This is a genomic window from Ruegeria sp. AL1 (assembly GCF_056540905.1).
This window is the reverse complement of the sequence record NZ_JBQFXP010000010.1, coordinates 158,670-184,135: the sequence shown is the minus strand read 5'-3', so window position 1 is coordinate 184,135 and position 25,466 is coordinate 158,670. Positions and strand designations below refer to the sequence as shown.

The 25,466-nt window shown below is 59.5% G+C and carries 23 protein-coding genes; 15 read left to right on the top strand and 8 right to left on the bottom strand.

The genetic code is table 11. The features are described from left to right. Positions 1-101 precede the first annotated feature (101 nt). The 8 genes from ACRZ9X_RS16795 (at position 102) to ACRZ9X_RS16760 (ending at position 8,003) form a co-directional block, all read left to right on the top strand. Positions 102-902 (top strand): phosphosulfolactate synthase, encoded by an 801-nt coding sequence (locus tag ACRZ9X_RS16795; RefSeq protein ID WP_480520921.1) that lies wholly within the window; start codon positions 102-104, stop codon positions 900-902. Then, positions 889-1,806, top strand: coding sequence for an XcbA family protein (locus ACRZ9X_RS16790; protein WP_480520919.1), 918 nt, complete (start codon positions 889-891; stop codon positions 1,804-1,806). Before ACRZ9X_RS16795 ends, ACRZ9X_RS16790 begins: the two co-directional genes overlap by 14 nt. Then, positions 1,791-3,134, top strand: coding sequence for a class-II fumarase/aspartase family protein (locus ACRZ9X_RS16785; RefSeq protein WP_480520917.1), 1,344 nt, complete (start codon positions 1,791-1,793; stop codon positions 3,132-3,134). The genes ACRZ9X_RS16790 and ACRZ9X_RS16785 overlap by 16 nt, the downstream gene beginning before the upstream one ends. Positions 3,135-3,170: 36 nt before the next feature. Further along, the gene (locus tag ACRZ9X_RS16780) at positions 3,171-4,688 is read left to right on the top strand and encodes a lyase family protein (protein ID WP_480520915.1); all 1,518 of its coding nucleotides are present in this window, start codon (positions 3,171-3,173) and stop codon (positions 4,686-4,688) included. Positions 4,689-5,052: 364 nt separating this feature from the next. After that, positions 5,053-6,387, top strand: a complete 1,335-nt coding sequence (locus ACRZ9X_RS16775) for an FAD-dependent oxidoreductase (protein WP_480520913.1) — start codon at positions 5,053-5,055, stop codon at positions 6,385-6,387. A gap of 4 nt (positions 6,388-6,391) precedes the next feature. Continuing rightward, positions 6,392-6,643: a hypothetical protein gene (locus ACRZ9X_RS16770; RefSeq protein WP_480520911.1), complete on the top strand. Its 252-nt coding sequence runs from the start codon at positions 6,392-6,394 to the stop codon at positions 6,641-6,643. Between the two features lie 75 nt (positions 6,644-6,718). Further along, positions 6,719-7,207 (top strand): MSMEG_0572/Sll0783 family nitrogen starvation response protein, encoded by a 489-nt coding sequence (locus tag ACRZ9X_RS16765; RefSeq protein WP_480520909.1) that lies wholly within the window; start codon positions 6,719-6,721, stop codon positions 7,205-7,207. A gap of 115 nt (positions 7,208-7,322) precedes the next feature. Next, positions 7,323-8,003 carry an energy-coupling factor ABC transporter permease gene (locus ACRZ9X_RS16760; protein ID WP_480520992.1) on the top strand — a complete coding sequence of 227 codons (681 nt, stop codon included), beginning with the start codon at positions 7,323-7,325 and terminating at the stop codon, positions 8,001-8,003. 97 nt (positions 8,004-8,100) lie between these two features. Here the strand turns inward: ACRZ9X_RS16760 and ACRZ9X_RS16755 are convergent, their stop codons facing one another. From ACRZ9X_RS16755 to ACRZ9X_RS16745, 3 genes are read right to left on the bottom strand one after another with little or no spacing between them, the layout of a single operon-like run. Beyond that, positions 8,101-9,264, bottom strand: a complete 1,164-nt coding sequence (locus ACRZ9X_RS16755) for an MSMEG_0565 family glycosyltransferase (protein WP_480520908.1) — start codon at positions 9,262-9,264, stop codon at positions 8,101-8,103. Positions 9,265-9,287: 23 nt separating this feature from the next. Then, positions 9,288-10,883 carry an acyl-CoA synthetase FdrA gene (locus ACRZ9X_RS16750; RefSeq protein WP_480520906.1) on the bottom strand — a complete coding sequence of 532 codons (1,596 nt, stop codon included), beginning with the start codon at positions 10,881-10,883 and terminating at the stop codon, positions 9,288-9,290. Continuing rightward, on the bottom strand, positions 10,883-11,887 hold the full coding sequence (locus ACRZ9X_RS16745) for a carbamate kinase (protein WP_480520904.1): 1,005 nt from the start codon (positions 11,885-11,887) through the stop codon (positions 10,883-10,885). Before ACRZ9X_RS16745 ends, ACRZ9X_RS16750 begins: the two co-directional genes overlap by 1 nt. Before the next feature lie 193 nt (positions 11,888-12,080). Here ACRZ9X_RS16745 and ACRZ9X_RS16740 point away from each other — a divergent pair, with 193 nt between their 5' ends. Beyond that, entirely contained in the window at positions 12,081-12,722 is a 642-nt protein-coding gene (locus ACRZ9X_RS16740; RefSeq protein WP_480520902.1) for a hypothetical protein, read from the top strand. A gap of 153 nt (positions 12,723-12,875) precedes the next feature. Continuing rightward, positions 12,876-13,418: an MSMEG_0567/Sll0786 family nitrogen starvation N-acetyltransferase gene (locus ACRZ9X_RS16735; RefSeq protein ID WP_480520900.1), complete on the top strand. Its 543-nt coding sequence runs from the start codon at positions 12,876-12,878 to the stop codon at positions 13,416-13,418. A 3-nt stretch (positions 13,419-13,421) separates the two neighbouring features. Here the strand turns inward: ACRZ9X_RS16735 and ACRZ9X_RS16730 are convergent, their stop codons facing one another. Then, complete coding sequence (locus ACRZ9X_RS16730; protein WP_480520898.1) at positions 13,422-14,393, bottom strand: AIR synthase related protein; 972 nt, start codon at positions 14,391-14,393, stop codon at positions 13,422-13,424. A gap of 134 nt (positions 14,394-14,527) precedes the next feature. On the opposite strand from ACRZ9X_RS16730, the gene ACRZ9X_RS16725 reads away from it, so the two are divergent. Next, positions 14,528-15,154, top strand: a complete 627-nt coding sequence (locus tag ACRZ9X_RS16725; protein ID WP_480520896.1) for a helix-turn-helix domain-containing protein — start codon at positions 14,528-14,530, stop codon at positions 15,152-15,154. A 20-nt stretch (positions 15,155-15,174) separates the two neighbouring features. On the opposite strand, the gene ACRZ9X_RS16720 is transcribed toward ACRZ9X_RS16725, so the two are convergent. Then, a complete protein-coding gene (locus ACRZ9X_RS16720; RefSeq protein WP_480520894.1) occupies positions 15,175-16,557 on the bottom strand; it encodes an aminotransferase-like domain-containing protein in 1,383 nt (460 codons plus the stop codon). A gap of 365 nt (positions 16,558-16,922) precedes the next feature. Here ACRZ9X_RS16720 and ACRZ9X_RS16715 point away from each other — a divergent pair, with 365 nt between their 5' ends. Both ACRZ9X_RS16715 and ACRZ9X_RS16710 read left to right on the top strand, forming a co-directional pair. Next, the gene (locus tag ACRZ9X_RS16715; protein WP_480520892.1) at positions 16,923-18,086 is read left to right on the top strand and encodes an MSMEG_0568 family radical SAM protein; all 1,164 of its coding nucleotides are present in this window, start codon (positions 16,923-16,925) and stop codon (positions 18,084-18,086) included. Positions 18,087-18,108: 22 nt separating this feature from the next. Further along, entirely contained in the window at positions 18,109-18,936 is an 828-nt protein-coding gene (locus ACRZ9X_RS16710; protein ID WP_480520890.1) for an LnmK family bifunctional acyltransferase/decarboxylase, read from the top strand. 28 nt (positions 18,937-18,964) lie between these two features. Here ACRZ9X_RS16710 and ACRZ9X_RS16705 read toward each other — a convergent pair whose 3' ends face one another. Further along, entirely contained in the window at positions 18,965-20,380 is a 1,416-nt protein-coding gene (locus tag ACRZ9X_RS16705) for a tetratricopeptide repeat protein (RefSeq protein ID WP_480520888.1), read from the bottom strand. 439 nt (positions 20,381-20,819) lie between these two features. Between ACRZ9X_RS16705 and ACRZ9X_RS16700 the strand changes: the two genes are divergently transcribed. After that, complete coding sequence (locus tag ACRZ9X_RS16700; protein ID WP_480520886.1) at positions 20,820-21,392, top strand: histidine phosphatase family protein; 573 nt, start codon at positions 20,820-20,822, stop codon at positions 21,390-21,392. A gap of 369 nt (positions 21,393-21,761) precedes the next feature. Then, complete coding sequence (locus ACRZ9X_RS16695) at positions 21,762-23,411, top strand: amidase (protein WP_480520884.1); 1,650 nt, start codon at positions 21,762-21,764, stop codon at positions 23,409-23,411. Here ACRZ9X_RS16695 and ACRZ9X_RS16690 read toward each other — a convergent pair. Next, positions 23,408-24,400: an ABC transporter ATP-binding protein gene (locus ACRZ9X_RS16690; protein ID WP_480520882.1), complete on the bottom strand. Its 993-nt coding sequence runs from the start codon at positions 24,398-24,400 to the stop codon at positions 23,408-23,410. The genes ACRZ9X_RS16695 and ACRZ9X_RS16690 overlap by 4 nt on opposite strands. Continuing rightward, on the bottom strand, positions 24,393-25,424 hold the full coding sequence (locus ACRZ9X_RS16685; RefSeq protein ID WP_480520880.1) for an ABC transporter ATP-binding protein: 1,032 nt from the start codon (positions 25,422-25,424) through the stop codon (positions 24,393-24,395). The genes ACRZ9X_RS16690 and ACRZ9X_RS16685 overlap by 8 nt, the downstream gene beginning before the upstream one ends. Positions 25,425-25,466 lie beyond the last annotated feature (42 nt).

Genomic DNA, 25,466 nt, shown 5'->3' with positions numbered 1-25,466 from the left:
CAAGGGGATTGACCGAATTAATTATAAGAAATAATATAAGTCGTATCAGTAATGCCCTGTCGCAGGGTGTACGTCAGCCCGTTTCAAGAGGATTTCAAGACATGCTTGCCGATCCCCGCCCGCGCTTTCTTGACCTTGCGCCCCGCAGGCCCAAACCCAGAGCCGCGGGGCTGACGCATGTATTGGACAAGGGATGCACGGTATCCCATACGCGCGACGTCATTCAGCAGGCTGCGGGCCTGATCGACATCTGGAAATTCGGCTGGGGCATCTCGTATATTGATCCCAATGTCCGCACCAAGGTCGCTGAATTGAGGGACGCGGGAATCAAGACCTGCACCGGCGGCACGCTGATGGAGATTTCGCGCCTGCAGGATCAGGTGGGTCCCATGCTGAACTTCGCATCCGAGGTGGGTTTTGACTGTGTCGAGATATCGGACGGCGCGTCAGAAATTCCTGTCGCGGAAAAACAGGAGCTGATTGCCCGGGCCCGTGATGCCGGGTTTGAGGTTCTGGCCGAAGTCGGCAGCAAGGACCCGAACCAGACAGCAGAGCCCGAGGACTGGATCGCCGAGATCGAAGGCGATCTGGCGGCCGGGGCAAGCTGGATCGTGGCCGAGGGGCGCGAAAGCGGCACGGTCGGCCTGTACCAGTCCGATGGCAGCGTTCGCTGTACTCTTATCGAGGCGCTGATGAACAGTGACTACGCCAGCAAATTGATCTTTGAGGCCCCGCGCCGTGATCAGCAAGTTTTGCTGATCAAGCATTTCGGATCCGAAGTGAATCTGGGGAATATTCAACTGGACGAGGTGCTGGGGCTTGAGACTCTGCGGCTTGGTCTTCGCGCGGACACCATGAAGACGGAACACGTGCAAAAGGCCCGCTCGGATGTTCGACTTTGATGCCGCGACCCGCAATGTTGTGCCCAACCGATACCGAACAGTTGCTCTGGCCACCGATCTGCCCAGCCTTGATCCCGACGGGCTGATCGCCCATTTCACCGGGCGCGAAGCCTATATGCGCACGCGGTTCATCGTGGCCCGGCATGGGTCCGAAACCTGTTTGCTGGAAGTCGCGCGGGACAACGATACCGACCTGTTTTCACCAATCACCTCGGTTCGGATGCTGGCCGGTCCGGCGGATTGTGTCTATGTCCATGCGGACTGGGCCGATGCCGGTGTCCCCTCGCATCTGGCCGCCGTGGCAGAAGATCATCCGCAGAAAACATGCGTCGTGATCGAAGGGCGGTATTCCCATGTCAGTTTCATCCTGAACCCCGATCCGATCCGCCTGCAGGTTCTGGATATCGTGCCGCCGTTCCCGTCAAAGCTGGTCGATCAGGTCACGCGAGTCCTGGACGGGGCAGAAACCCTGCCGCCGATTGTTGTGGTTCCAGTGCTGACCGACAGCCGCGATGTGCTTGCAGCCGAGCGCACACCGGTGCCCGAACGGCTCTTGGTGCCGTGCCGGGGCTCGGGCATCGACATCGAAGAGACCTCAGTGTCTTATCTGGATGAGCGTCCTGCCCAGCAGGATTGGGTGCTGCTGGGGTGCGAACGCTCGGACCAGATCCACAACTGGTTCTACAAGAAACCGCCTGATCTTGTGGATACCTGCCCGCGAAAGTTTCTGCCTCAGCTTGCCCAATCCGACGGGCCGATCCTTACGCGGTGCTGCCTGTTGCAGGAAGGAATCGAAGACCGCGGCGATGCGGTCTTTGTGCCTTGGGGGGCGTCACTGGACGAGGTCCGCGCGGCCATCGAAATGGTTATCGAAAAGACGGGGGTCGCATGGTCGCACATATGATAGATTCTCAGGTCTTCGGCCATCAGTGGACGACTGCCGAGGGCCGCGCGATCTTTGACGAAACCGCCCGTGTCGGCAGATGGCTGGAGGTGATCCTCGCTCTGGCCCGTGCGCAGGCGGCGTGTGACATCATCCCCGGCTCGGTGCTGCCGGCAATCGAAGGGCTGGCGCAGACCGATTTGCCGATTGACGCCATCGCGCAGCAGACCCGTGCGACCTCACATTCGACGCTGGGCATGATCCATGTTCTGCGCGACCTGCTGCCGGACGCGGCGCAGGAATACGTCTATTACGGCACCACGGTGCAGGATATCACCGATACGTCGCAAGTGCTGGAAATGCAGGCGGTGGCCCGCCTGATCTGGCGCGACCTGTGGCAGACCGAAGGTCTGCTGCTGGCGCTGGCGGAGCAGCACCGCGAAACGCCGATGGTTGGGCGTACCCACGGCCAGCCGGGATCGCCCATCACCTTCGGGTTGAAGGCCGCCGTCTGGGCCGATGAACTGGGGCGCCACCTGCAGCGGTTGCAACAGGCGCAAGACCGTCTGTTTGTGGGCCAGCTTGGGGGCGCAGTGGGCTCGCTTGGGTTTTTTCGCGACAAGGCGTTGCCGCTGCGGGCGACATTCTGCGCCGAGTTGGACTTGAAAGAGCCTGATATCAGCTGGATCAATGCGCGCGACCGGTATTGTGAGTTTGCCCAACTGCTGGCGATGATCACCGCCACGCTGGCCAAAATCGCCAACGAGACCTTTACTCTGCAGCGCAAGGAAATCAGTGAACTGGCCGAACGCACCAACCCCAATACGGTCGGCAGCATCACCATGCCGCACAAGCGCAATCCTGAATCCAGCGAGCAGATCGTGGCGCTGTCAAAGCTGGTGCGCGCCAATGCTGGTGTGATGACCGAGACCATGCTGCAGGAAAACGAACGCGATGCCCGCGCGTGGAAGGTCGAATGGGCCGTATTCCCGGAATTGTGCCAATACAGCCTTGCCGCAGCGGCGATGACGCGAGATCTGGTTGACGGGCTTGAGGTGAACGCCGATGCCATGCGCCGCAACCTGCTGCAGGAATCCGCCTCGGAAGGCGTGCTGTCGGCGCTGTCGGAAAAGCTGGGCAAGCACAAGGCGCAAGCCGCCTTGCAGGAGGCCTACCGGAAGGTGCGTGAACAGGGTGTCACCATTCCCGAGGCGCTGTCGGAGCTGATCGAAGGGTTCGAAATGGTCACGGACCCCGACATCGATACCGGTGCGTCGGCCCAGATGGTCAATCGGGTTCTGGCCCGTGCCAATGCGCGTCGCAGCAGCGAAAGCGCGACCGCTTATTGATCCGCCACGCCCAATCATGCCTACAGGAGATCGCCCATGTCCGTCGATGAATCAACACCGGTATCGCAGCGTCTGGCGGGGCCATCCTCGTCCGGGCCCGCGCAAGAGCTGATTGACGCGGGTTTTGCCTGGGAAATCGCCGATGCGCCGGTTCTGCACCACGGGCTGAACATCGCGGATTTGGGGCATGTGCTGGACCTGATGCACCGTCGCATCATCCCTGATGACGCCGCCAAACAGCTGTTGCGGGTGCTGCTTGAGGCGCATGAAACCCCTGTCGAGGACTTTCCCTACAACGCAGCCTATGGCGAGCCCTATAATTCGCGCGAACGCCATTTCGTGTCGCTGATCGGGGACGCTGCGGGCTGGCTACATGCCGGGCGACCGCGGCGCGAGGCTGCTCGGGTCGCGTTTCGGGTCGAGGTCCGGCGTCTGACGGCGGAACTGATCCGCTCGGTCAGTACCTTTGCGGAAACCACGGCCACATTTGCCCGCGATCACCGCGACGTTCTGATGGCCGATCAGACCTATCTGCAACAGGCCCAACCCTCGACCTTCGGGCATTATCTGCTGGCCTTTGCGCCTCCGGCCTTGCGCGATGCCGAACGGATGCTGACCTGCCTCTCGCAGATCAACCAGAGCCCGGGTGGGGCCGGGTGCGTGAACGGAACGCAATTGCTGGATGACCGGACGTATATCGCCGAGTTGATGGGGTTTGACGGCGTCATCGATCATACGCGCGATGCGATGTGGCAGACCGATACCTTTATCGATGTGCTCTCGTCGGCCGTCAGCGCACTGTCGAACCAGTCGAAACTGGCCGAAGACCTTGAGATCTGGTCCAGTCAGGAATTCGACTATGTCGATCTGGCGGGGCCTTACACGCGATCCTCGGTCCTGATGCCGCAAAAGCGCAACCCGTATTCGCTGTCCATCGTACGCGGCGGGGGCGGGGTTCTGATCGGGCGGCTCAGCGGGTTTTTGGCCGTTGTCAAAAGCCCCTCGGCCCGCAGTGACAACCTGATCTTCGCCTATGGTGAAGTGCCCCGCGCGCTGGATTTCTCGGCCAAGATCAGCGATCTGATGACCGGTGTTGTCGGCACCCTGACCGTCAATCGCGAGCGCATGTGGACGCTGTTGGAAAACAGCTTTTGTCAGGCGACCGATCTGGCCGAACATATCATGCTGACGCATCAACTGGATTATCGCATGGCCTATCGGATCGTGGGCGAAGCCGTGAAGGTGGCCAGCCGCGCGGGTTTGCGCGGGGTTGATATCACGCCCGAAATCATTGCGGATGCGGCGCAAACCATTGCCGGAATTCCGTTGAAGCCCGATGCAGAGACACTCAAAAAGGCGCTGGACCCACGTAACATCGTGGCGACCAGAACCGCTCCGGGTGGGGCCGCGCCGGACGTCGTGCTTGGCATGGCCGAACGCAACATCGACGCTGCCATGACGTTGAAGCAGCAGGCCGAAGCCGCGCTCGGGCGATTCTCGGAGGCCGAAGCAGCATTGCTGGATCGCGCGGCGCGTGTCATTAACGATGGTTAATATAAATCTGACCACGTTTTCGTGAGCGCCCTGCGGCTTTGGCCTAAAATTTAGACGTTCGAGCGTCCCTCTTGGGGCTGGTCGGCCGTTTCCGGACGACTCTGATGCGCGCCACTGGATCAGAAGTGGTGCTGTTGTTGTTAATAAAATAAGGACCAAACGCTCTGTCTGCCAGAGAATGGCACCGAGTCCCGCGCGGGTGACGCGTTCGGGGCAAGGCGGCAAGTGGCGATCCTCTGCCTTCCGACCCCGGGCGGGGCAGGCGAAACGGAAAGGAAACAGAAAGCTTGACGGATAGTTTATGGCTTTCTACGATACGACACACAACGTTCTGATGGTTAACCGTTCGGCAAGGGAGATGTCCGTGAAAATTGTGATGATCGGGGGCGGGCCGGGTGGGCTCGGTGCGGCCGGAGCGGCCAAGGGAACGGACCCCAAGGCAGAGACCATCGTCTACACTCAGTTCGAAGATGTTGCCTATAGCCCCTGCGGCATTCCATTTGTTCACGGCAAAGAGATCGACTCGTTTGACCGCCTGTTCCTTGCAACCAAGGAACAGTACATGGAGCAGGGGATCGACGTTCACTATGAAACCACGGTGAACGCGATCGATCGGGCCAACAAAAAGATCAATGTCGCCGGTGAGGGCGATATTTCATACGATAAACTGATCCTGTGTTCGGGCTGGCGCTACAAGGAGCTGGACATTCCGGGGCAGGACCTTGGCGGCATCTACCGGGTCAAGAACATCCGCAGCGCGATGGATTGGGACAAGTTTCTGGACAATGTCAAAACCGCCGTGGTGGTCGAGGCAGGCCCCATCGCCGTTGAAATGGTCTCGGCCATGGTGCATCGCGGCATCAAGACCACGCTGGTCGATCCGAACCCGTGGCCGATGGCCGATGTGGTGGACCCCGACATCATCGAACCGGTCCGCAAGGATTGGGAGGACGCTGGCGTCGATATGCGCTGGGGCGAGCGCGTGACCGCCTTCCGTGGCGACAAGAACGTGACCCATGTAGAGACCACCTTTGGCGACGTTCAGGCCGACATCGTCATACTGGGGACACCGAAGGTTCCCAACAACGATCTTGCCACTGCCGCAGGTCTGAACATCGGCAGTACCGGCGGGATCGTGATCGACAGCAAGGGCCAGACCTCGGACCCGAATATCTATGCTGCGGGCGACTGCGCTGAGATTGTGCACGGTGTCACTAACCTGCCGCTGCAAGGGCTGACCGGCAGCCATGCCTATGCGCAGGGCAAGGTCGCGGGGGTGAACGCCGCCGGAGGTGAGCGGATTTACCAGCCGGTCCATGTGCCCTGGGGCATGCTGGCGGGCGAATGGATGATCGGCGGTTTTTCCTTCGGGGAAACCTCGGCCACGGCGGTGGGGATGGACTATGTCTGCGGGAAGACTACCGGTATCACCCGCGCGCGTTATTATCCCGGCGTGCGTCCGATCACCGTGAAACTGCTGGTCGATCCCAAGACACGCGGCCTTTTGGGGGCGCAGATGGTGGGTGGCGAAGGCGTCAAGGAACGCGCGGATTTTCTGGGTGTGGCCTCACGCGCGGGGCTGACCATTGATGCGCTGGCCACGATGGAGAACGTGTATTCCCCCGCGATCGGGGCGCTGAACGAACCCATCCAGATTGCCGCTGCCGATGCGGTGATGAAACTGGACGGAAAGGTCTGAGGCGATGACGTTCTCCCAATGGCTGCGAGAAAACGCTGAACATTATCTGCTGTGCGAAGCGCAGGACAAGATGGCCCGCCGCACGGGCCTGAACCCGCCCAACAAACCGCGTGGGCTGAAAGACAGGTTCTGGCGCCAGCTGATCATCCCGATCTACCATATGATGCCCTGGGGCATGAAGAAATGGTTCATGGATGCTATCCCCGGCAGCCACAAAAAACACTGGCCCCGCAAGAACTTCCGTTTCAGGCAGTAGGGTCGATCAGGTTCCACGAGAGGCGCTCTTTCTCGGGACATTCAAACTAAACACAACTGCAACAAGGGAGTTGAAATGCCTCAAACTGTTAAAATCGACGCGCCGAAGGAAGGTGATATTCTCTTTGACGTTGAAGAGAAGATCTTTCCCGATCACAAGGCAAATGAAGGCGACAAGGCTTATGTCTTCATGCACACAGTTCCGTTTGAAGGCTCGGTCGGTCTGGTGAACATGCTGACGGCCACGCGGCTGCAGCGTAAGGGCTTTGAACTGACGTTCATCCTGTACGGCCCCGGCGTTCTGATGGCGTCCGCTGCGCGCGGCTATCCGGCTGTTGGCAATGACGCGTTCCCGGGCAATCTGGGATATAACCGCCAGCTCAAGACCCTGATCGACGAAGGCGCTACCGTCTATGCCTGCCGCTTTGCGATGGGTGCTCTGTATGGCATGCGCGAGGATGACCTGATCCCCGGCGTCAAGGCGTTTAACCCGCTGGACGTTCTGGATGCCAACATTCAGGCCTATCGTGAGCGTGCGCTGGTCTTCTCGACCTGGACATTGTGATCCCGGTCATCTGAATCTGTCAGACGGGGCGGCGGGCATGACCATCCGCCCCGCCCTGGCCGAGGGACAGCACGGCTGTCCTGGCGGCCCATCAACCAACATCGGAGGACTGAACATGCACATCGAACCCGGAGTCGTCGTTGGTGCGAAACTGGCGCTGTCTTATGCGACCGCCGCCGGCGCGGCTGCCTATTCACTGAAACTCTGCGCAGATACAATGCGCGACAACGGAGCTGTCAGTTTTGTGGTCCGATCGGTGCTGGCGGTTGCTGCGGTCTTTGTTTTCTTCGAGGTCTTTCCGAAATACCCGGTTGGCGTGTCCGAGGTTCACTTTATACTTGGATCGACCTTGTTTCTGATACTGGGTGCAGGCCCCGCCGCAGTTGGGCTGGCATTGGGTTTGTTGGCGCAAAGCGCGCTGTTCGCCCCGGCCGACCTGCCGCAGTATTTCATGAACACGACCACGTTGCTCGTGCCGCTCTTTGCGGTGTCGGCGATGGCAAAACGGATCATAGCGCCCGAGACGGCCTATGTTGATCTGACCTATAAACAGACACTGGCGCTGTCGACGGCTTATCAGGGTGGCGTTGTCGCCTGGGTCGCTTTCTGGGCGTTCTTTGGTCAGGGTTTTGCTGCACCCAACATTGCTGCTGTCACTGCCTTTGGTGCAAGCTACATGCTGGTCCTTCTGATCGAGCCGCTGATTGATCTTGCGGTTCTGGCGACGGCCAAGGCAATGCGCGGACTGGACGGATCGGGCCTGGTAGCGCAACGGCTGTATCACAGAGCGGTTTGACGTTCTTTTCTTCAACCAAATTAGAATGTCACATGGCCTGCCGCATAAATCGACAGGCCATTTTCTGTTGTAGCATCCGGCAAATGTGAAATTGTTATTAGCCGCTATACACCGAAATATGTTGCTGCGCCGTATTCGCCCAGCTATAGCGCGCGGCCAATTCAGGGCCGTTGGTGGCCAGCCGTTCGGCGGTGTGCGGTTCATCCAGCAGGCGGGCCATGCCGGATGCCAGCGAGTCCACATCCGCTGTTCTGGTCAGAATGGCATCCTGATCATGCCTCAGAAATTCGTGGAACACATCGATATCTGACGCCACGACCGGCAAGGAGGCACTGGCCGCCTCCAGAATGACCAGCCCCCAGCCTTCGTTGACCGACGGGAACACAAAGCCATCGGCGGCTGCGAACCACTGCGGAAACTCATCGTCATCGATGGTGCCCAGCAGGACCACATCCTTGTCCAGTTCCAACCCCAGATCGGGCAGTGAGCCCAGCACATCCTCGCGGTAGGCGCGGTAATCCTGGAAAGAATGCCCGCCGATCACCGCCAGAACCGGTGCGTCGTCGCGCTCGGCCTTCAGTTTGGCCAGCGCGTCGATCAGATGGCGGCTGCCTTTGCGCGGCTCGATCCCGCCGACGGTCAGATACATGAACCGGTCTGCTGACCCGTTCGCCAGACCGGCACGCGATCGCAGGTCCAAGCGTTTCTGCGCGCTGATTTCTTGCGCGAACCGGTCCGCACGGACGCCATTGGTGACAATTTTGGCCTCGACACCATAGTCTTTGCGCAAAATGTCCTGCCACAGCTTGCTAACCACCAGAACTTCGTCCGGTTCAAGGATCGCCTGTATTTGACAATTGATCAGCGCCTCTGTCGTGAAGTCATCGACATGATGCACCGTCCGGATCAGCTTGAACCCGCCCCCCGCATCGCGCACCCGCGCGGCCGCCCGGGCCGAGATGCAATCCTGACTGTGGACAATGTCGAACCGGTCGCCCATGGCGGCCAGCCCGGCCTCCATCGCGTCGATCCAGCTGAAGACGCGATCTTCCAGTGCATCACGCCACTCGGGCGTCGGGACAATCTCGTAGGGGACGGACAGGTCGCGAAAGAAGCCTGCGTCAGGCTCGCCCATCGCTATGACCGTTACATCCACCCCGGCCTGCTGCAGGGCTTCTGCCAGTTCCAGTGTATGGACAACCCCGCCACGAGGTTTGATCGAATAGGTCGTCAGAGCGACCCGAGGAAACGACCGTTTCATATCACACCGTTTTTCAACATGATTTAGTGCGATGCCCCAAGATTGGCAAAGGCGGCATGATCGGTTGCTGTGGTCTGCAATGGCGTCGAGAGATCTTCAGCCACAATCGATGCATCCCGCTTGACCAACGCACAGGCGGCCAAGGCCGCGCGTGCGGCGGTTTCGGTCACGATACAACCGACATCCTCAAAGGCTTTGCGTTGTTTTTCAAATCCTTGCGGATCGCTTTCAGTACCCAAAACATACGTAATGACCGGCACACCAGAGGCGACGATTTCGCCTGCGACGGGGGCAAGCACACTGGCCGGATCCTCATGTGCGCCGTCTCCGATCACCACATCCAGCAGAACGGCAGCAAGCGAGGGATCACCGATTTGTTGCCGCATGAACTCGATTCGGGCTTCGGTATCGATCATCGGATGCGGGCGGCCATCGGTGTATTCTTCTTCGCCAAGATCCAGGAAGATATGAGCATCCGGTGGTGCCGCTTCCAAGGTCCAGCTTTTGTCCAGCGGGATGTTCGAATGAATTGGCCCGATCCGTCGGGTCGCGATGGTCATGGCTTCGTAACACAGGGTGCCGCCGCTATAGAGGCCAGACAGGCGGGCACGCGTTGGTTCCAGCCCATCAATGATCTTCTCCAAACGGTCAGGCAAGTCGCCAACAATCTCAGGCACTTTGACGCCGTGGAAAGGCAGGGTATCGCGTACCCCCTGTTCAAGCGTGTTACACACCTTGATGTGTAAGGCTGCCGGAATCTTGTCCTGCAGGCCGATATACGCCGCGACCATTGCTTTCTTGGGCAGGTTGACCAGCATTTCCGCCACATCTTTCGATGGCGGCTTGGATACCAGCAGAATGGTTTTGGTCTCGGGGTCTGCATCCAAGGCTTTGATCGCCGATTGCGCCATCAGCCCGCCGACTTCTGGTGACAGATCGCGGCCACCTAGGCCGATCACATGCGAGACGCCAACGCCCCAGCGGTCCAGCAGGCTCATGACCTCTTGCGCGCCGGTGCCTGCCGCCGACAACACCCCAACTGACCCTTTGTTGACACGGTTTGCAAAGGCCAGACCGGTTCCGCCCAGCATAGCTGTACCCGCGCCAGGGCCCATCACCAGCAGACCCAACTCTTGCGCGCGTTTCTTCAGCGCGACTTCGTCTTCGAGTGGCACGTTATCGCTGAACAGAAGAACGTTCAGGCCTGCCGTCAGGGCCTTGTGAGCTTCGAGCGCAGCATAGGCTCCGGGAACAGAAACGATTGCCAAGTTGGATTCGGGCTGCTCTTTCACGGCAGAGGCAAGATCCGGGGCGATCTTTTCTTCTTCGCCATCCGCAGAGCTCGCTGCATCAAAGAGGATGCCCGACGCGGTTTCAAGCGCCGCTTTTGCCGCGCTCTCATCATCTGCCCGCACGGCCAGAACTAGATCGTTGGCACCTGCGCTCTCCAACCCTTCTGATGCTCCGGCCTGAGCCGCAATCTTGATGTTTGCGGGGGTGGCCATGAACGCCCAGCCCCACTGGGACCCTTCGGCACTCAGCAGAGCACGAGTTGCCTCCAGAAGCTTGACGCTGTCTTTATACGCGTTTTGGTGAACGGAAATAAGGCTGGTGGTCATTAGGCGACTTCCTTGTTCGAGCGATCGGTCGATACGGCATCTGCGGTGATGCAGGTCCCGGTTCCGCCATCGACCACACCGCCGGAAGTTTCCGAAAGTGTGCCATAGACAAGCTCAGGCGTGGTGATCGCGGCCAGACGGTCAGGGTTTGATCCGCCGTTTACGAATTTCATTGCGGCCTCCATCTTGGGGCCCATGCTGCCGGGCGGGAATTGCCCGTCTTCAAGGTGTTGTTTGGCCTCGGACACCGACAGATGTTCCACCGCGCGCTGCGTCGGTTTGCCAAAATCCAGCATCACCGTGGGCACCCCGGTTACCATCACCAGAGCGTCGGCATTGGCCGCATCGGCAATGCGTTCGGCGGCAAAATCCTTGTCAACGACCGCGTCCACGCCTTTGTACACGCCGTTCTCCTGCATGACGGGAATACCGCCGCCGCCCGCAGCGACAACAAGATTGCCCGCCTCTGTCAGTTGGGCGATGGCGGCGGCCTCTAGCGTGGCCCGGGGCTCGGGCGAGGGGACCACACGGCGGTAACCGCGTCCGGAATCCTGAACCATCGTCCATCCGCGACTTTCCGCGAAGGTCTTGGAGTCGGCTTCGGAAAAGAAAGGTCCGATGGGCTTGGTCGGGTTTTCGAACGCCGGATCATCGGGATCGACAACCACATGTGTAATGACCGAAACGATGCCCGAGCATTCGTCGCCGCAGATCTCATGCAGAGCCAGTGAAATCAGACTGCCCAATGCGCCTTGAGTCATGGCCCCCAGTGCAAAAAGCGGCTGGGCCGGGACCAGCTTGGCCCCTTCCTCATGCTGGATGGCCAGATTCCCGACCTGCGGCCCGTTGCCATGCACGATGATAATCTTCCAGCCCTGCCGCAACAGTGAGCGCACGGATTTGGCCATGGCGATTGCGTTGGTATACTGTTCCTCCTGGGTGCCATCCTGACCTTCCTGAGTCAGGGCATTGCCCCCCAGCGCGACGACTGCTGTTTTGTGCACGACGTTCCTCCCATCGTTTATTCACCTTTTCCGGGCCGAAACTGCACTGACAACTGGCGTCGGTTTTCGGAGTGTAGTAAAGTGAATTAGCCTTTCGGATAATTAACATCGTATCCTATCCGACACAAGACAAATGTGATGCCGCCCGGGTCCTGTTCTCGGGTGGCGGATCAAGAACAGGAGGTTCAACCGTATGAACGTTTCCGCAACCGGACACCCAAGGCAATTCTGGGTCGAATGCGAACAGCAACTGTTTTCCATGTCGGCCATGGACCCCGAGCAGTACAAACAAATCGTGACTGCGATCCGGGCCGTGTCGGATGTTCTGGTTGAATTCGAAACGCCCGAGGCATTGCATGCGGCCTGGCCCGAGGCCAAGACGCTTTATGTCAGGGCGGCGCACGCGGCTGGTTTTGATCCGAATTCACTGCCCCATGGCAAAATATCGGGTGCGGCCTTTGCAATGCGGGAAAGAAAAATTACCGAAGAAAAACAAGTTACTAAATTTGCAACCGCGATAACTGAGGCGCGCAAGGCCGGTCAGGGCTGGGCCACCCTCAGCGAGACCGGCGATCTGACGCACGGGTTGCTGGACCCGTATAGCTGCACCGAGATGGACCTTGCCTCGGGCCTGGCCATCGTGACAATCACCCAGCCCGAACCATCCGGCGCGGGCATCTTGTATGCGCTGTCCGTTGTTCGACTGGATCGCAACACCGGCCAGTTGGAGGATGCCGAACCCGGGTTCGCGGACTGGACGGATTACTCCACTGTCGAAGACCTGATTGCAGCGCGGGATGCCTTGCGGACACAAATACGCGAGCACGGGGAATGACGCCGCGATTGTTTACTATTGTAGACGGAACAGCCGCGCTGTGATATGGTCGCCACACGGGTCAGGGCGGATCTGTCCGTCGTGACCCCGGCAGCCACGTTTGTATGGGGTGATCCCGCGTGTCTGTGGGATGTCAAACGAAAGGTGGCCAGCATGCAAGAGGAACAGATCCCGGTATGGGCCGCCCAACGGGGCGACGATCTGGCTGCCCATTATGCGATCCGTCATCGTGTTTTTGTGGTTGAACAGGGGGTTCTGACCCTGACCGATGTCGATGAAAACGACGACAATCCCCAAGTGGTCCATGCCCTGGCCGCGCGCCATGGCGAATGCGCGGGGGCGGTGCGGCTGTATCCGCTGGATGACGCGGGCCGTTGGAAAGGCGATCGTCTGGCGGTGCGCAAACGCCACCGCATGCGGGTCGGCGGTCATCTCGTCCGCTTTGCAACCGCCACCGCCGCCGCGCGCGGCGGGTTGGTGATGGAGGCAAGCGTTCAGGTGCCCAACGTCAATTTCTTTCTGCGGCTGGGCTGGACCTGCGACGGGCCCGAGACGCTGTCATACGGAATCCCGCATCAGCCCATGCTGTTCGACCTGACGACTGCCCCACCGCTGGAGTGGCCGGGGCGGCCGGGGGATCTGGCAATGGAATGGGTGGCACAGCAACAGCAGACCCCGCTGTGCCCTGCGGTCTAGGGGTTAATCCCACAAGCCGGTGATGCTTTCACGGCTCAGATCGAACAGGGTCAGGCTTTTGTCGGGCGTGTTCAGAGTGATCTGCGGGCTGGCTGTGGTGTCACCCACATGGGCGCAGGCCAGGTCATGGGCTTCGAACAGATCGACGCATTCCGCGATCCGGTCATGCTCGACCGCCAGCCAGAACGCATAGGTCGGAAAAGAAATCAGCCACCGCGCCGGGTCGACCCCGTCGGGCATCGGATGTTTTGTCATATCCAGCTCTGCGCCGCAGCGCGAATATTCCAGCAGCATCGCCAGCGATCCCAGCGACCCGGCCATCGACACATCCTTGGCCGCCAGCGCCGCACCCGATGCTGCAACCTGCGCCAGCAGGCGCACATCCCGCGCCAACGTCGGGCCCTGCGTGTCCAGCGACGTGAAGAACGGAAAATCCTCGCGCATATGCCCGTTCAGGCAACCCACAAACAACAGCGCCATCCCCGGCTGCACATGCGCCATGGACAGGACCTTTTCAGCATGGCCCATGGCAAAGGCCGACAGCGCATAGGTGTCGGCATTCTGCGTCAGGTGCCCGCCAATGATGGGCACATCATACATGTCCGCCGCATCCTGAAGGCCCTGCATGGCGATATCCGTAGTCTCTTTCGGGCCAACGACGGTATTGACGATGCCTTTGGGTATCCCGCCCATGGCCGCAACATCGTTCACATTGGCCAGAACGGCCGCCACGCCCGCGCCATAGGGGTCCATCTGGTAAAAGGCGGGCAGGATGGCCTCGCCGCAGCCAATGACGTGCTTACCGTCGATATCGACCACGGCCCCGTCATCGCCGGGGCCATGAATCGGATCATCCGACCGGACAAAGCGACTGGCCCCGTTGATCGCCTTTTTTCCCGTGACCCCCGCATAGGCCCGAACGGTCTCGGCAATGGCGTCCAGTTGGTCGATTGGGCTTTTGGTTTCATGTGTCATGCTGTATCTCGGAAACTGAGGGTTATGTTACGTATAGTGATCGGTGCGGCGATCAGGGCTGGAACACGGGAATTGCGTGCGGTCCGCGGTCCGGACCGGCTGAAAAGAACGGTTGACCGAATTCGGAGATTTGGGTGCAGAAAAACAAAAAGAACGGGGCGAGCGACAAGGCGCGCCCAGCCACGAATACAAACGATGTAGAAAAGATCGTAAGCCGCGTGGGTCAGAAACTGCTGGCCCTGCGCAGTGAGCAGGGCATGTCGCTGCAACAGCTTTCGGCCAAAAGCGATGTGTCCGGCCCCGCCATCCACAAGATCGAGCGCAGCGACATGGTTCCGACCATCACCACGTTGCTCAAGCTCAGCAATGCGTTGGGCGTTTCGGTGAATTACTTTATCGAAGACAGCGACGATCTGCCGGAACCGGTTCTGTGCACCAAGGGCGATGACCGCAGCATCGTATTCACCCCGCACAAAGGGCTTCATCTTGAGGGGATTACCGGCCCCTATCAGCAGTTTCGCGCGGCTGCAGCGGTTGCGGTGATGAAACCCGAGGCCAACAGCGGCCGCAAGCTTCTGCGCCACTCGGGCGAAGAGCTTGTGCATGTGCTGTCGGGCGAGGTCGAGTTTCAGGTGGGCAAAACCGAATACCGTCTGTCCGCAGGGGATTCCCTGCATTTTAGCGGTGAGCTTCCTCACAAGTGGAAGAACATCAGCGACACCGATGCCGAACTGGTGTGGGTGGCGTTGCGCGGCGAATAGGGTCTGGGCCGGGTCGGGTTTCATAGAAAGGCCGAGGTCAAAGCCGGAGATTCCGTCAGCGCATGGGCGGCAAAGCCCAGTGCGGCCTCTATCTGTCCGCGCGTTGCGGGGCCTCCCAGACACATTCTGACAGCTTCGGGCGCGGCGCGATCCACCACAAACGCATCACTGGCCACGACCCCGATATTCTTTGACCGCATATGTTCGACAAAGGCGGTCCGCGTCCAGGGCTGCGGCAGTTCAAGCCAAATGCTGAAACACAGCGGGTCGCTGCGGAACGTGCCCTCGGGCAGGATCGCTTTGGCCAGCTTGTTGCGTTCGATGGTCTCGTTCCGGATGGCGCGCAGCATACTGGTGGCGGTTCCGTCCTCGATCCATCTGGTTGCCATGGCGACGGTCAGCGGCGATGCCATGACGGTCGAGGCGCGGATGGCTGACAGGAACGGCCAGGCTTTGCGCACGTCGGGGGCCAGGACATAAGCTGCCCGCAACCCGGCACCAATGCACTTTGACAGGCCGGCGATATGCCAGGTCATCTCCGGCGCGATCGAGGCAATCGGGGCGGGCTGCTGGCCCCGTGCCGGAATGAATCCATAGGCGTCATCCTCAAGAATCGGCACGTTATAGTGCCGCGCTATGGCGGCCAGCTCGCGGCGTCGTTCAAGTGGGATGGTCAGTGTGGTGGGGTTCTGCAGCGTCGGGTTCAGATACAAGGCTTTTGGCGCAAGGGTTTCGCAGGCATCCTGAAACGCCTGCGGATCGATCCCGTCCCGATCCATCTTCAACCCGGTCAGGTTCAGGCGATGCTGCGCCGCCAGCGACCGGATGCCGGGATAGGTGATCTCTTCGCACAAAATAGTCTCGCCGGGTTTGGTCAGCACCCGCAGGATACCGTCCAGAGCGGCCTGCGCGCCGGGCACGATCAAAAGACGATCCTGCTTGGGCGACATCGACCTGCGGCTGAGCCATGTCAGAGCGGCCTGTTTGTCGGCCTCGCCCCCGCCGACGCCCTGATATCGCAGCAAAGATACAACATCGGCCACCACATGTTCCGCGCCCAGACGCATCTTGCGCGACAGATCCTGATCCAGCGGCTCAGGCGGCAGGTTCATCGACAGATCGGCGGGCCGGTCGGGAAAAATGTGATCCTCGCCCCGGGTTTGCTTGCTGACGAAAGTCCCCCGTCCGACCTTCGATTCGATCAGACCTCTGGCGTTGGCCTCGACATAGCCGCGCGCCACGGTCGTAAAGTGCAATGACAGCCGCTCGGCAAGTTCGCGCTGCGGCGGAAGCCGCTCGCCGATCGAAAGACGCCCGGTACGCACATCCTCGGCGATGGCATCCGCCAGAGCCATATAGCGCGGAATTCCATTGTCGCTCAGCGTCGGGACCCAGTTTTCCATATATGCGTCATTCCATCAGTTGTTTGCAAATTGACTGTAGATTGTATCGCGCTTTGACGTCAATGCACTGTGGTCAAGTTTTTTAGTTTTCGGCTACAATTTCACACTATCGCTCAATTATTTAGCAAATAAACTGATATCTATCCGAAATATATTTAACGATGATAGTCAATTGACAGGTCTAATTGATTGGTCTAGCGTCCGTGCAAGCAGCGGCCAATGGCCGCAATCAATGTGGCGGCGGGGCGAAGAACCCCGCGAGCTGCCAAGGGTGGATACAGTTGATCTTAGTAGGTGTTTTGAGCGCCTGTGACGGATTGACGACGTGCTCGGTCTGCCCTGTGTCGAAGCGGGAGGAACCAAGAATGAGCGTCGCACCAAGCTATGATCAATCACAGGTGGCAGCGCCAGCAAGGCCATTGTCCGGCGAAGAGCTGATCAATGAGCTGCAGTCAAACGGCGTGCGCCTTGTCGATCCCCAAAACAGCGGTGAAAGCCGCCGGGGCGGGGCAGGGCCCTCGGATCACACGGCGCTGACGATCAACAACAAGACGGTCATGATCCCCGTTCACACCGCTCCGGCCTTCAGCAGCCCCTATGTGATCGATGCGCCGGATGCACAAGGCAACAGCCGGGTGCGCCGCGACGGGATCGATGTGGGCCGGGTCCAGTTCCCGTTCCGCCCGAAATTCTATGACCTCAGCACGGAAGACGGCATTCCCTATTCCCACATTGCCGCTCTGCACAGCAGGGACGTTCTGGCCACCACTGTTCTGCAAACCTGCATCCGCTACCAAAGCCGCACCAAGACCTGCAAATTCTGCTCGATCGGTCAGTCGCTTGCCGCAGGCCGGACCATCGAACGCAAGACCCCGGAACAGCTGGGTGAGGTGGCAAAAGCCGCTGTTGAACTGGATGGCGTGACCCAGATGATCCTGACCACAGGCACCCCGCCGACAAAGGACCGGGGCGCCAGCATTCTGTGCGAAAGCGCCGAAGGGATCAAAGCCCGCGTCGACTTGCCGATTCAAGGCCAGTGCGAACCACCGGACACGGACGCCTGGTTCCAGCGCATGAAAGACGCGGGCATCGACTCGTTGGGGATGCATCTGGAAGCCGTCAGCGAAGAGGTGCGCGCCGAGGTTATGCCGGGCAAGGCGCAAGTGTCGCTGGAACGCTATTTTGATGCCTTTGAAGCGGCAGTCGAGGTCTTTGGAAGGGGCGAAGTCTCAACCTATATTCTGGCCGGTCTGGGGGACACTCAGGACCAGATCATCGACATGAGCGAACGCCTGATCAAGATCGGCGTGTATCCCTTTGTGGTGCCTTTTATTCCGATCTCGGGCACACCGATGGAAAGTCATCCATCCCCGTCCGCCGGATTCATGCACGAGATTCTGATGCCCATCGGTCGCATGCTGCGCGAAAGCGGCATTCGGTCCGAAGATATGGCCGCAGGCTGCGCCAAATGCGGCGCCTGTTCCGCCCTGTCTCTGTATGAAAAGCTCAAGGTCCCGAAGGCGGGATAACACAAGACGGGGATGTGTCAGGATGCTTGCAAGTCACGACAGTTTCGCCGCCGGGATGCCGCATCTTGACATGTTTGGCCTGTCCGAGCATTTCTGCCTGACCCATGCGGGAAATCTGCACTGGAACTGGATTGCGACACTGACGGCCAAGCGCCCCTCGGAATGGGTTTCGGCCCAGGGGCATCGCATCTACGCCAGTTTCATTTATACAGCCCTGACCTATAACAGGGAAATTTCTGTTTCCGAGGATGACGAGATTTCCGTTGTCTGTCATCCATGCGCATTAAAGCCGCCCTTTTTCATTACCGAAACCACCTATTCCAAAGCCGGCTCCGGGCTGGTTGCCACTGCCCGGATGATGTCGACCCTCTCCACGGTTCTGGGGCGCAGCAACGCACGGTTCGGAAAGACGTCGATGACGTTCCAATCCAAACCTTTTGGCGAGGCACAGCTTGAAGATACGCGGTCGCGGTTTCGCCAGTTGCGCGCCCATGATGACCGTGATCTGATCAGCACTCACCGGCATCTGGTGAATCCGGCGGTCGACTTCAATGCGGCCAGATTTTTGTATTTCGCCAATTTCTCGCAGTTGTTCAGGCGGTACGAATATCCCGAAGTCACGGCAAATATCCCACTCGCCAGCCGCGAGATCGCTTATTTCGGGAATGTCGATCCTTTCGAGTGGACCTGTATCGCATCCGGTCGGAACGCAGGAACGTTGACCTCGGCAATGACGCGGTCAAGCGACCAAAAGTGCATTGCCCGCAGTCTCAGCACCATGTCAAACCAGCACAAGGTCGCGCCAGTGCAGCGCGCCCTTGCTCAAGCGGATACCCCGGGCGTGATTTGACGTTTCCGATTGTCTATCGGAAACCGCGCTAGGCCGATGCCAGTGCGTCGGCTTTGGCCGCGGCACGGTCAGCCCCGCTGGCATCGCCCAGACCTTTCAAGGCCCGTGCCACCGCGCGCCAATTCTGGACCGAAGTGGGTTTCAATCCGGTACGCTCGTTGGCCAGACCCAACGCCAGATCATAGCGTTTTGAGCGTAACGCGGCCTCAAGCAGAGTCCAGCCGATGATGTCCCGCTGGGCGAAGCTTCCACCCAGACGATGGGTCATGTAACGCACCGGCAGCAGACGCTCGACGCATGTGTCATAGTCTTCGCGCTTGAAATCCTGGATCGCCATGCAGAACGGCATCCCGATCTCGCGGCTCATCGCGGCGTTCGCGTCGGATGCACTTTCCAGATACCGCTTGTTCGCGTTGATCAGCAGTTTTTGCGCGTCCACCCGATCATCCGACGCAAAGGTCATCATTGCATGCACATCGTTGAACGCGTACAGAGTATCCTGCGCTGCCGGTTCCCATTTGTTTGCCAGATGCACCCAGCGGTCGCCGGATTCCTGACCTGCAAGATTCATCCTCCACAGCAGAGCCGCTGCGTCGAGTTCTTCGTATTTGTTGCCATCCTTGCGTCGCGAATCCAGATGGTTGTCGAAGATGTCATAAACCGCGTCATATTGCTCAAGATCGAGGTGGTAGAGCGAGGTGTGCCACCAAAGATGGTTGGCGAAGTTTGACGTACCCCACACTCCTGCGCGGTCTTTCATAAAGCGGATGCCCGCGTCTTGCTGCCCACGCATTTCCATCACGTGACTGACTGCATGAACCGCGTAAGGGTTGTCAGGGCGTATTTCCAATGCCTGCCGTGCCATATCTTCGGCCCGGGAAAAATCCCGGTTTTCTTCCAGGCCAAAAGAGTAGAACCCTAAAACAAACTCGTACCCGGGAATGTCGTCGGTCCACAGATTAAAGACCCGCGCAACCACATCACGCTGTCCGGGGACGTCGCCCAGCAAAACCATGGTGTAGTGAATCAGGCCAAGGGCAAACAGATCTTTGGGATACTGGGTCAGAACGTCCTCCCAAATCTGAACTGCACCAAAGAAATCGCCGGCGGCCCAGGCTTTGACAGCTGACAAATGACCCTTTTCGCGGGAATTGGCCTTGCCAGACAAACGCTCGGCCCGGGTGATGGCTTCGATGAATTGAGGGTAGATGCGGGTTTCCATCGATTGGGTAAGCCAGCCTGCCTTAAACAGCCAGCCCATTATGAAATTAGGGTGTTCGGCAAGCACATCATCAATGGTTTTGATCGGATCGCCGCGAAAGGACAAAGATAACTCGATTGCCTTTTCCAGACCCTCTGCAGCCGCAGCATCCGGGTATGAAACCGGGACACCACGGATGTCTTTCATGAAAAACGATGCGCCTTTCGAGTGATCTAGAGCCATGACTTATCCTTGTCTGCTAGCTTTGCCGTTCATTTTCAATTCGACCGACGATGGGTGATGCAGTATTCACTGGCATGACAACCGGTCACATCCAGTGCACCCACACCCCGCGTTATGAGTGCCCGTACGCTCGATTTAGGTCTGTATGCCATAGGCTGAACGTCGCTGAGTACAGTCTTTTCCAAAACGTGAACGAACGTGTTAGATGACTGCTCATTTTCTGTATTTTGCACGGCAAATATTACAAGTTTCGGGCGAAAACCCCATTCGCCTGTGCGTATCAAACATGTATATTTGAATCTGAAATATTGCTGTAAAAGTACGGGCTTGAAGATCACTGTAGTAAATCGGGTCTTGTGCTGAGTACGCGTCTCCGTTCAGATTCGTATAATTAACTCAGCCAATATTGAGCCGGGTTAACACTAGCGCAGGAAGATGAATGGTAGATCACCCCGAGTTGTTCGTATTGCGCCACGGCGAAACTGTGTGGAATCGCGAAGGCCGCTTGCAAGGCCGCAAGGATTCCCCGCTAACCGAAAAGGGGAAGCATCAGGCCAGGAACCAGAGAAAACTCCTGACCGGGTTCAGTCACCTGCCGGAAGACGTTTTCGTCAGCCCACTTGGGCGTGCATTACAAACTGCTGGGCTGGTCGTTGAATTTGAGGACAGGCTCATCGTGGATGACCGGTTACAAGAAACTAGTTTCGGATCCTGGGAAGGATGCACCAAAGAAGAAATACGCGAGCAATTATGTGGCCAATCTGATGAAGACACGCTTAGCTTTGGAAGCCCAGATGGCGAGACATTTGATATGATCCGACAGAGAGTATCAAGCTTTTTGAATGACCTTGATCGCCCTGCGATAGTGATCACGCATGGCGCAACTTCAAGTGTTATGCGTGGTCTTTGCCTGGGTCTGGACCGCAAAGAGATAGTGAACCTGTCGCGAGAACAAGGGTGTGTTTTTCATCTGCTCCGCGGAAGAGAAAAAATAATTCGACCTTCGGGATAGAATGTGACCTGCGCACCTCTGCGGCAGGGACTTTCGCATGCCAACAGTCTTCAATCACGTGGCGTTTTTCACGTTCTGTTGCGAAGTTTCAATTTGAAAAGAGAACGCGCTGTAGCAGCAGATTCGAGAGGCAAGTTTCGCGAACTGGCGAAACGGACAGAGTCCGAGCGTGAATTGGCATTTGGGGATCATGTGCGCGACCGGACAGATAGGGGCGAAGTTCGCGACTGAACCGTTCACCTGTCTGCCGACTTGCAGGCCCGCCGTTCTGACGCCTATGATCCGGCTGAAATAACTCCAAACCTTTGCCGCGATGCCTTTGTTGGGCAGAGCAATTCGTTTCGACAGAACATCAGAAAAAGGCGGATTATGACTGACATTACATCTGACATGATTGCGGCAGCCGAGGCGCTGCTGGGGGTCGAATACACCTCGGACGAGCGGGCGCAGATGCTCGACAATTTCGAAGGCCAGATCCTTTCGGCGCTGGAGCGGCGCAAGACGCCTTTGCCCAACAGCCTGCCGACGGCCAGCCGGTTCGACCCGCGCCTGCCCGGGTTTGTCCCGCCACGTCAACCGGTCAGCGGGCCTTGGGCGCTGCCCGATGCGGGGCCATTGCCGGACAGCGACGAGGATATCGCCTTTGCCCCGGTCACCCAACAGGCCGAGTGGATCAGGCAGGGTCATCTGACTAGCCGCAGGCTGACCGACATCTATCTTGACCGGATCGAACGGCTGGGCCCGAAACTGGAATGTTTCGTCACCGTCACGCCCGAGCTTGCGCGGGCCGAGGCAGACGCGGCGGACGCGCAGCTTGGAGCAGGTGTCTGGCTCGGGCCGTTGCACGGTATTCCCTATGGTTTGAAGGACCTCTTCGATACCAAAGACATCCGCACAAGCTGGGGGGCCACGCCTTATAAGGATCAGGTGCCGGACAGGGATGCCCGGATCGTGCAAATGTTGCATGCCGCGGGCGCGGTGCTGTTGGGCAAGACAACGCTGGGGGCGCTGGCCTATGGCGACATCTGGTTTAACGGCAAAACCCGCAACCCTTTCAACACCGAAGAGGGCTCCAGCGGATCAAGCGCCGGGTCGGCCTCGGCAACGGCAGCGGGGCTGTGCGGCTTTTCCATCGGGACCGAGACGCTGGGGTCGATCACATCCCCCTCGCAACGCTGCGGCACCACCGGCCTGCGCCCCACCTTCGGGCGGGTCAGCCGCGCAGGCGGCATGGCTTTGTGCTGGTCGCTGGACAAGATCGGGCCGATTTGCCGGTCGGTCGAGGATTGCGCGCTGGTGCTGGCCGCACTCAACGGTGGCGACCCGGCGGACCGCAGCAGCATCGACATGCCGTTCGGTTTTGATCCCACCGCCTCGATCGACGGCATGCGTGTCGGCTATTTACCCGCCGCGTTCGAAGATGAAGGCGCGACCGAGGTGGATCATTCCGCCCTTGAGGCGATGCGCAGTCTGGGTATTGAAGTGGTCCCTCTGACCCTGCCGGATCTGCCTTACGGATCGCTGATGTCCGTCCTCTTCGCCGAAGCCGCCGCTGCGTTTGAGGAACTGACCCTGACCGACCGTGATGATGAGCTTGTTTGGCAGGACGCGGGCGCATGGCCGAACACCTTCCGCAAGGCGCGGTTTCTGTCTGCCGTAGACCATGTGCAACTGGACCGGCTGCGGTTTAAGGTGATGCAGGTGTTTGACGATGTCTTCGGGCAGGTCGATGCGATGATCGGGCCGTTCATGACCGGGCCAATGCTGGTGGCGACCAATTTCACCGGTCATCCCTGCCTGCACCTGCGCGCGGGCTTCCTGCAGACCGAGACCAGATCGGACCCCTCGCTGGCCCATGGCAAGCTTGTCGTCGAAGAGAAAGGCGCCGCGCCGCAAACCTATCACGTGCCGCAGGGCATTTCGCTGTGGGGTGGGCTGTTTGATGAGGCGCGGCTGATCACCCTCGGCCGCGCGCTTGAGGCAAAGCTAGGCGTCGCCGCCGAACGTCCAACCCTCTAGCCGGGTGCGCGCACGTGGCAGGCGACGCTGTGGCTGTCGTCTGTCCTCACCAGCGCCGGAGGCGTTTGCGCGCAGATGGGCTGGGCCAGTGGGCAGCGGGAGTGAAAGGCGCATCCGGCGGGTGGGTTCACAGGGCTGGGCACATCGCCGCTCAGGATCTGGCGCTTGCCTTTCGCGCTCGGGCGCGGAACCGGCACGGCGGCCAACAGCGCCTCGGTATAGGGGTGCTGCGGGGCCGAGAACAGCTTGCGCTTGTCCGCGATCTCGACGATCCGGCCCAGATACATGACCGCGACGTGATGCGCGATATGTTCGACCACGGCCAGATCGTGCGAGATGAACAGATAGGCTAGCCCCATATCGCGCTGTAAATCCATCATCAGGTTCAAAACCTGCGCCTGAACCGAGACATCCAGCGCCGAGACCGGCTCATCCGCGACGATCACCGACGGTTCCAGCACGAGGGCCCGCGCCAGCCCTAGGCGCTGACGTTGTCCACCGGACAGTTGGTGCGGGTAACGGTCGGCCTGCTCGGCCCGCAGGCCGACTTTCGCGAAGGCGTCGAGGACCATCGCTTTGCGGTTGGATGCGGTGCCGATCCCGTGAATCTCAAGCGGCTCCCGCACGATGCGGCCATTCCTAAGACGCGGGTTCAGCGAGGAAAACGGATCCTGAAACACCATCTGAATGTTGCGGCGCTGAGGGCGCAAACCGGCCTCATCCAGATGGGTGATGTCGTTGCCCTGCAAGGTGATCCGCCCCGCATCCGGCCGCAACAGCCGCATGATCGTCTTGCCAAGCGTGGTCTTTCCGCAGCCGCTTTCGCCAACAATGCCAAGGGTTTCGCCCGCCCGGACCGACAGGCTGACACCAGCAACGGCGCGCACAACGCCGCCACCGCCGCCGAGCAAGCCCTGATTGACCGGGAAGGTTTTGACCAGCCCGTCGACCTCCAGCACAGGTTCGGATGTGCGTCCAGTATCAAGCATGGGCCACCTCGGGGGCGATAGCGTTCCAGCAGGCGACCTCATGCCCGGTTCCGGCCGCTTGCAGAGCGGGAGCGTCGCGCAGGCAGATATCGGTGGCCTGACTGCAGCGCGGGGCAAATGGGCATCCGGTAAGCTCTTCGCGCATGGAGGGAACGGTGCCGCTGATTTCCTGCAGACGCGGCGCGGTTTCGAGTTCAAGCGAAGAATAGAGTCGGGGGACCGATCCTAGCAGACCCTGCGTGTAGGGATGCAGCGGCCGATCAAAAAGCACCCCCACAGGCGCACGTTCGACAACCGATCCGGCATACATCACCGCCACACGGTCGGCCATGTCGGCGACCACACCAAGATCATGCGTGATCAGGATGATCGCCGCGCCAATACGATCCTGCAATTCCTCCATGAGGTTCAGTATCTGCGCCTGAATCGTCACGTCCAGCGCCGTGGTGGGTTCATCTGCGATCAGGATTTTCGGATGGCACGACATGGCCATCGCGATCATCACGCGTTGACGCAAACCGCCTGAGAGCTGAAATGGATACTGCCGTGCGCGTTTGGCAGGTTCGGGAACACGCACCAGATCGAGCGCCTCAATCGCGGCGGCCATCGCGCCTTTGCGGTTCAACCCCTGATGCACCCTGATCGCCTCGGCGATCTGACGGCCCACGGTCATCACCGGATCAAGCGAGGTCATCGGCTCCTGAAATATCATCGCGATGTCATCGCCGCGAATGTCGCGCATCTGCGCTTCGGGTAGCTGTAACAGGTCACGGTTGCCAAACATTGCCGAGCCGGACTCAATCTCGGCAATGCGCTGGGGCAACAGCCGCATCAGCGCCAGAGAGGTCACGGATTTGCCGCTGCCGGATTCCCCCACGATGGCCAGCGTCTCGCCCGGCAGAACGTCGAAGGACACCCCGTTGACCGCCCGCACGATCCCGGCATTCGTGCGAAAGCGCACCCGCAGGTCGCGCACGCTGAGCAAGGGGTCCAACGTCTTCTCTTTGCGTATTTTCTCCGCCAAATGCACAGTTCCTTCCCGGGCACAGCTCCGCAGGTTCCTAGG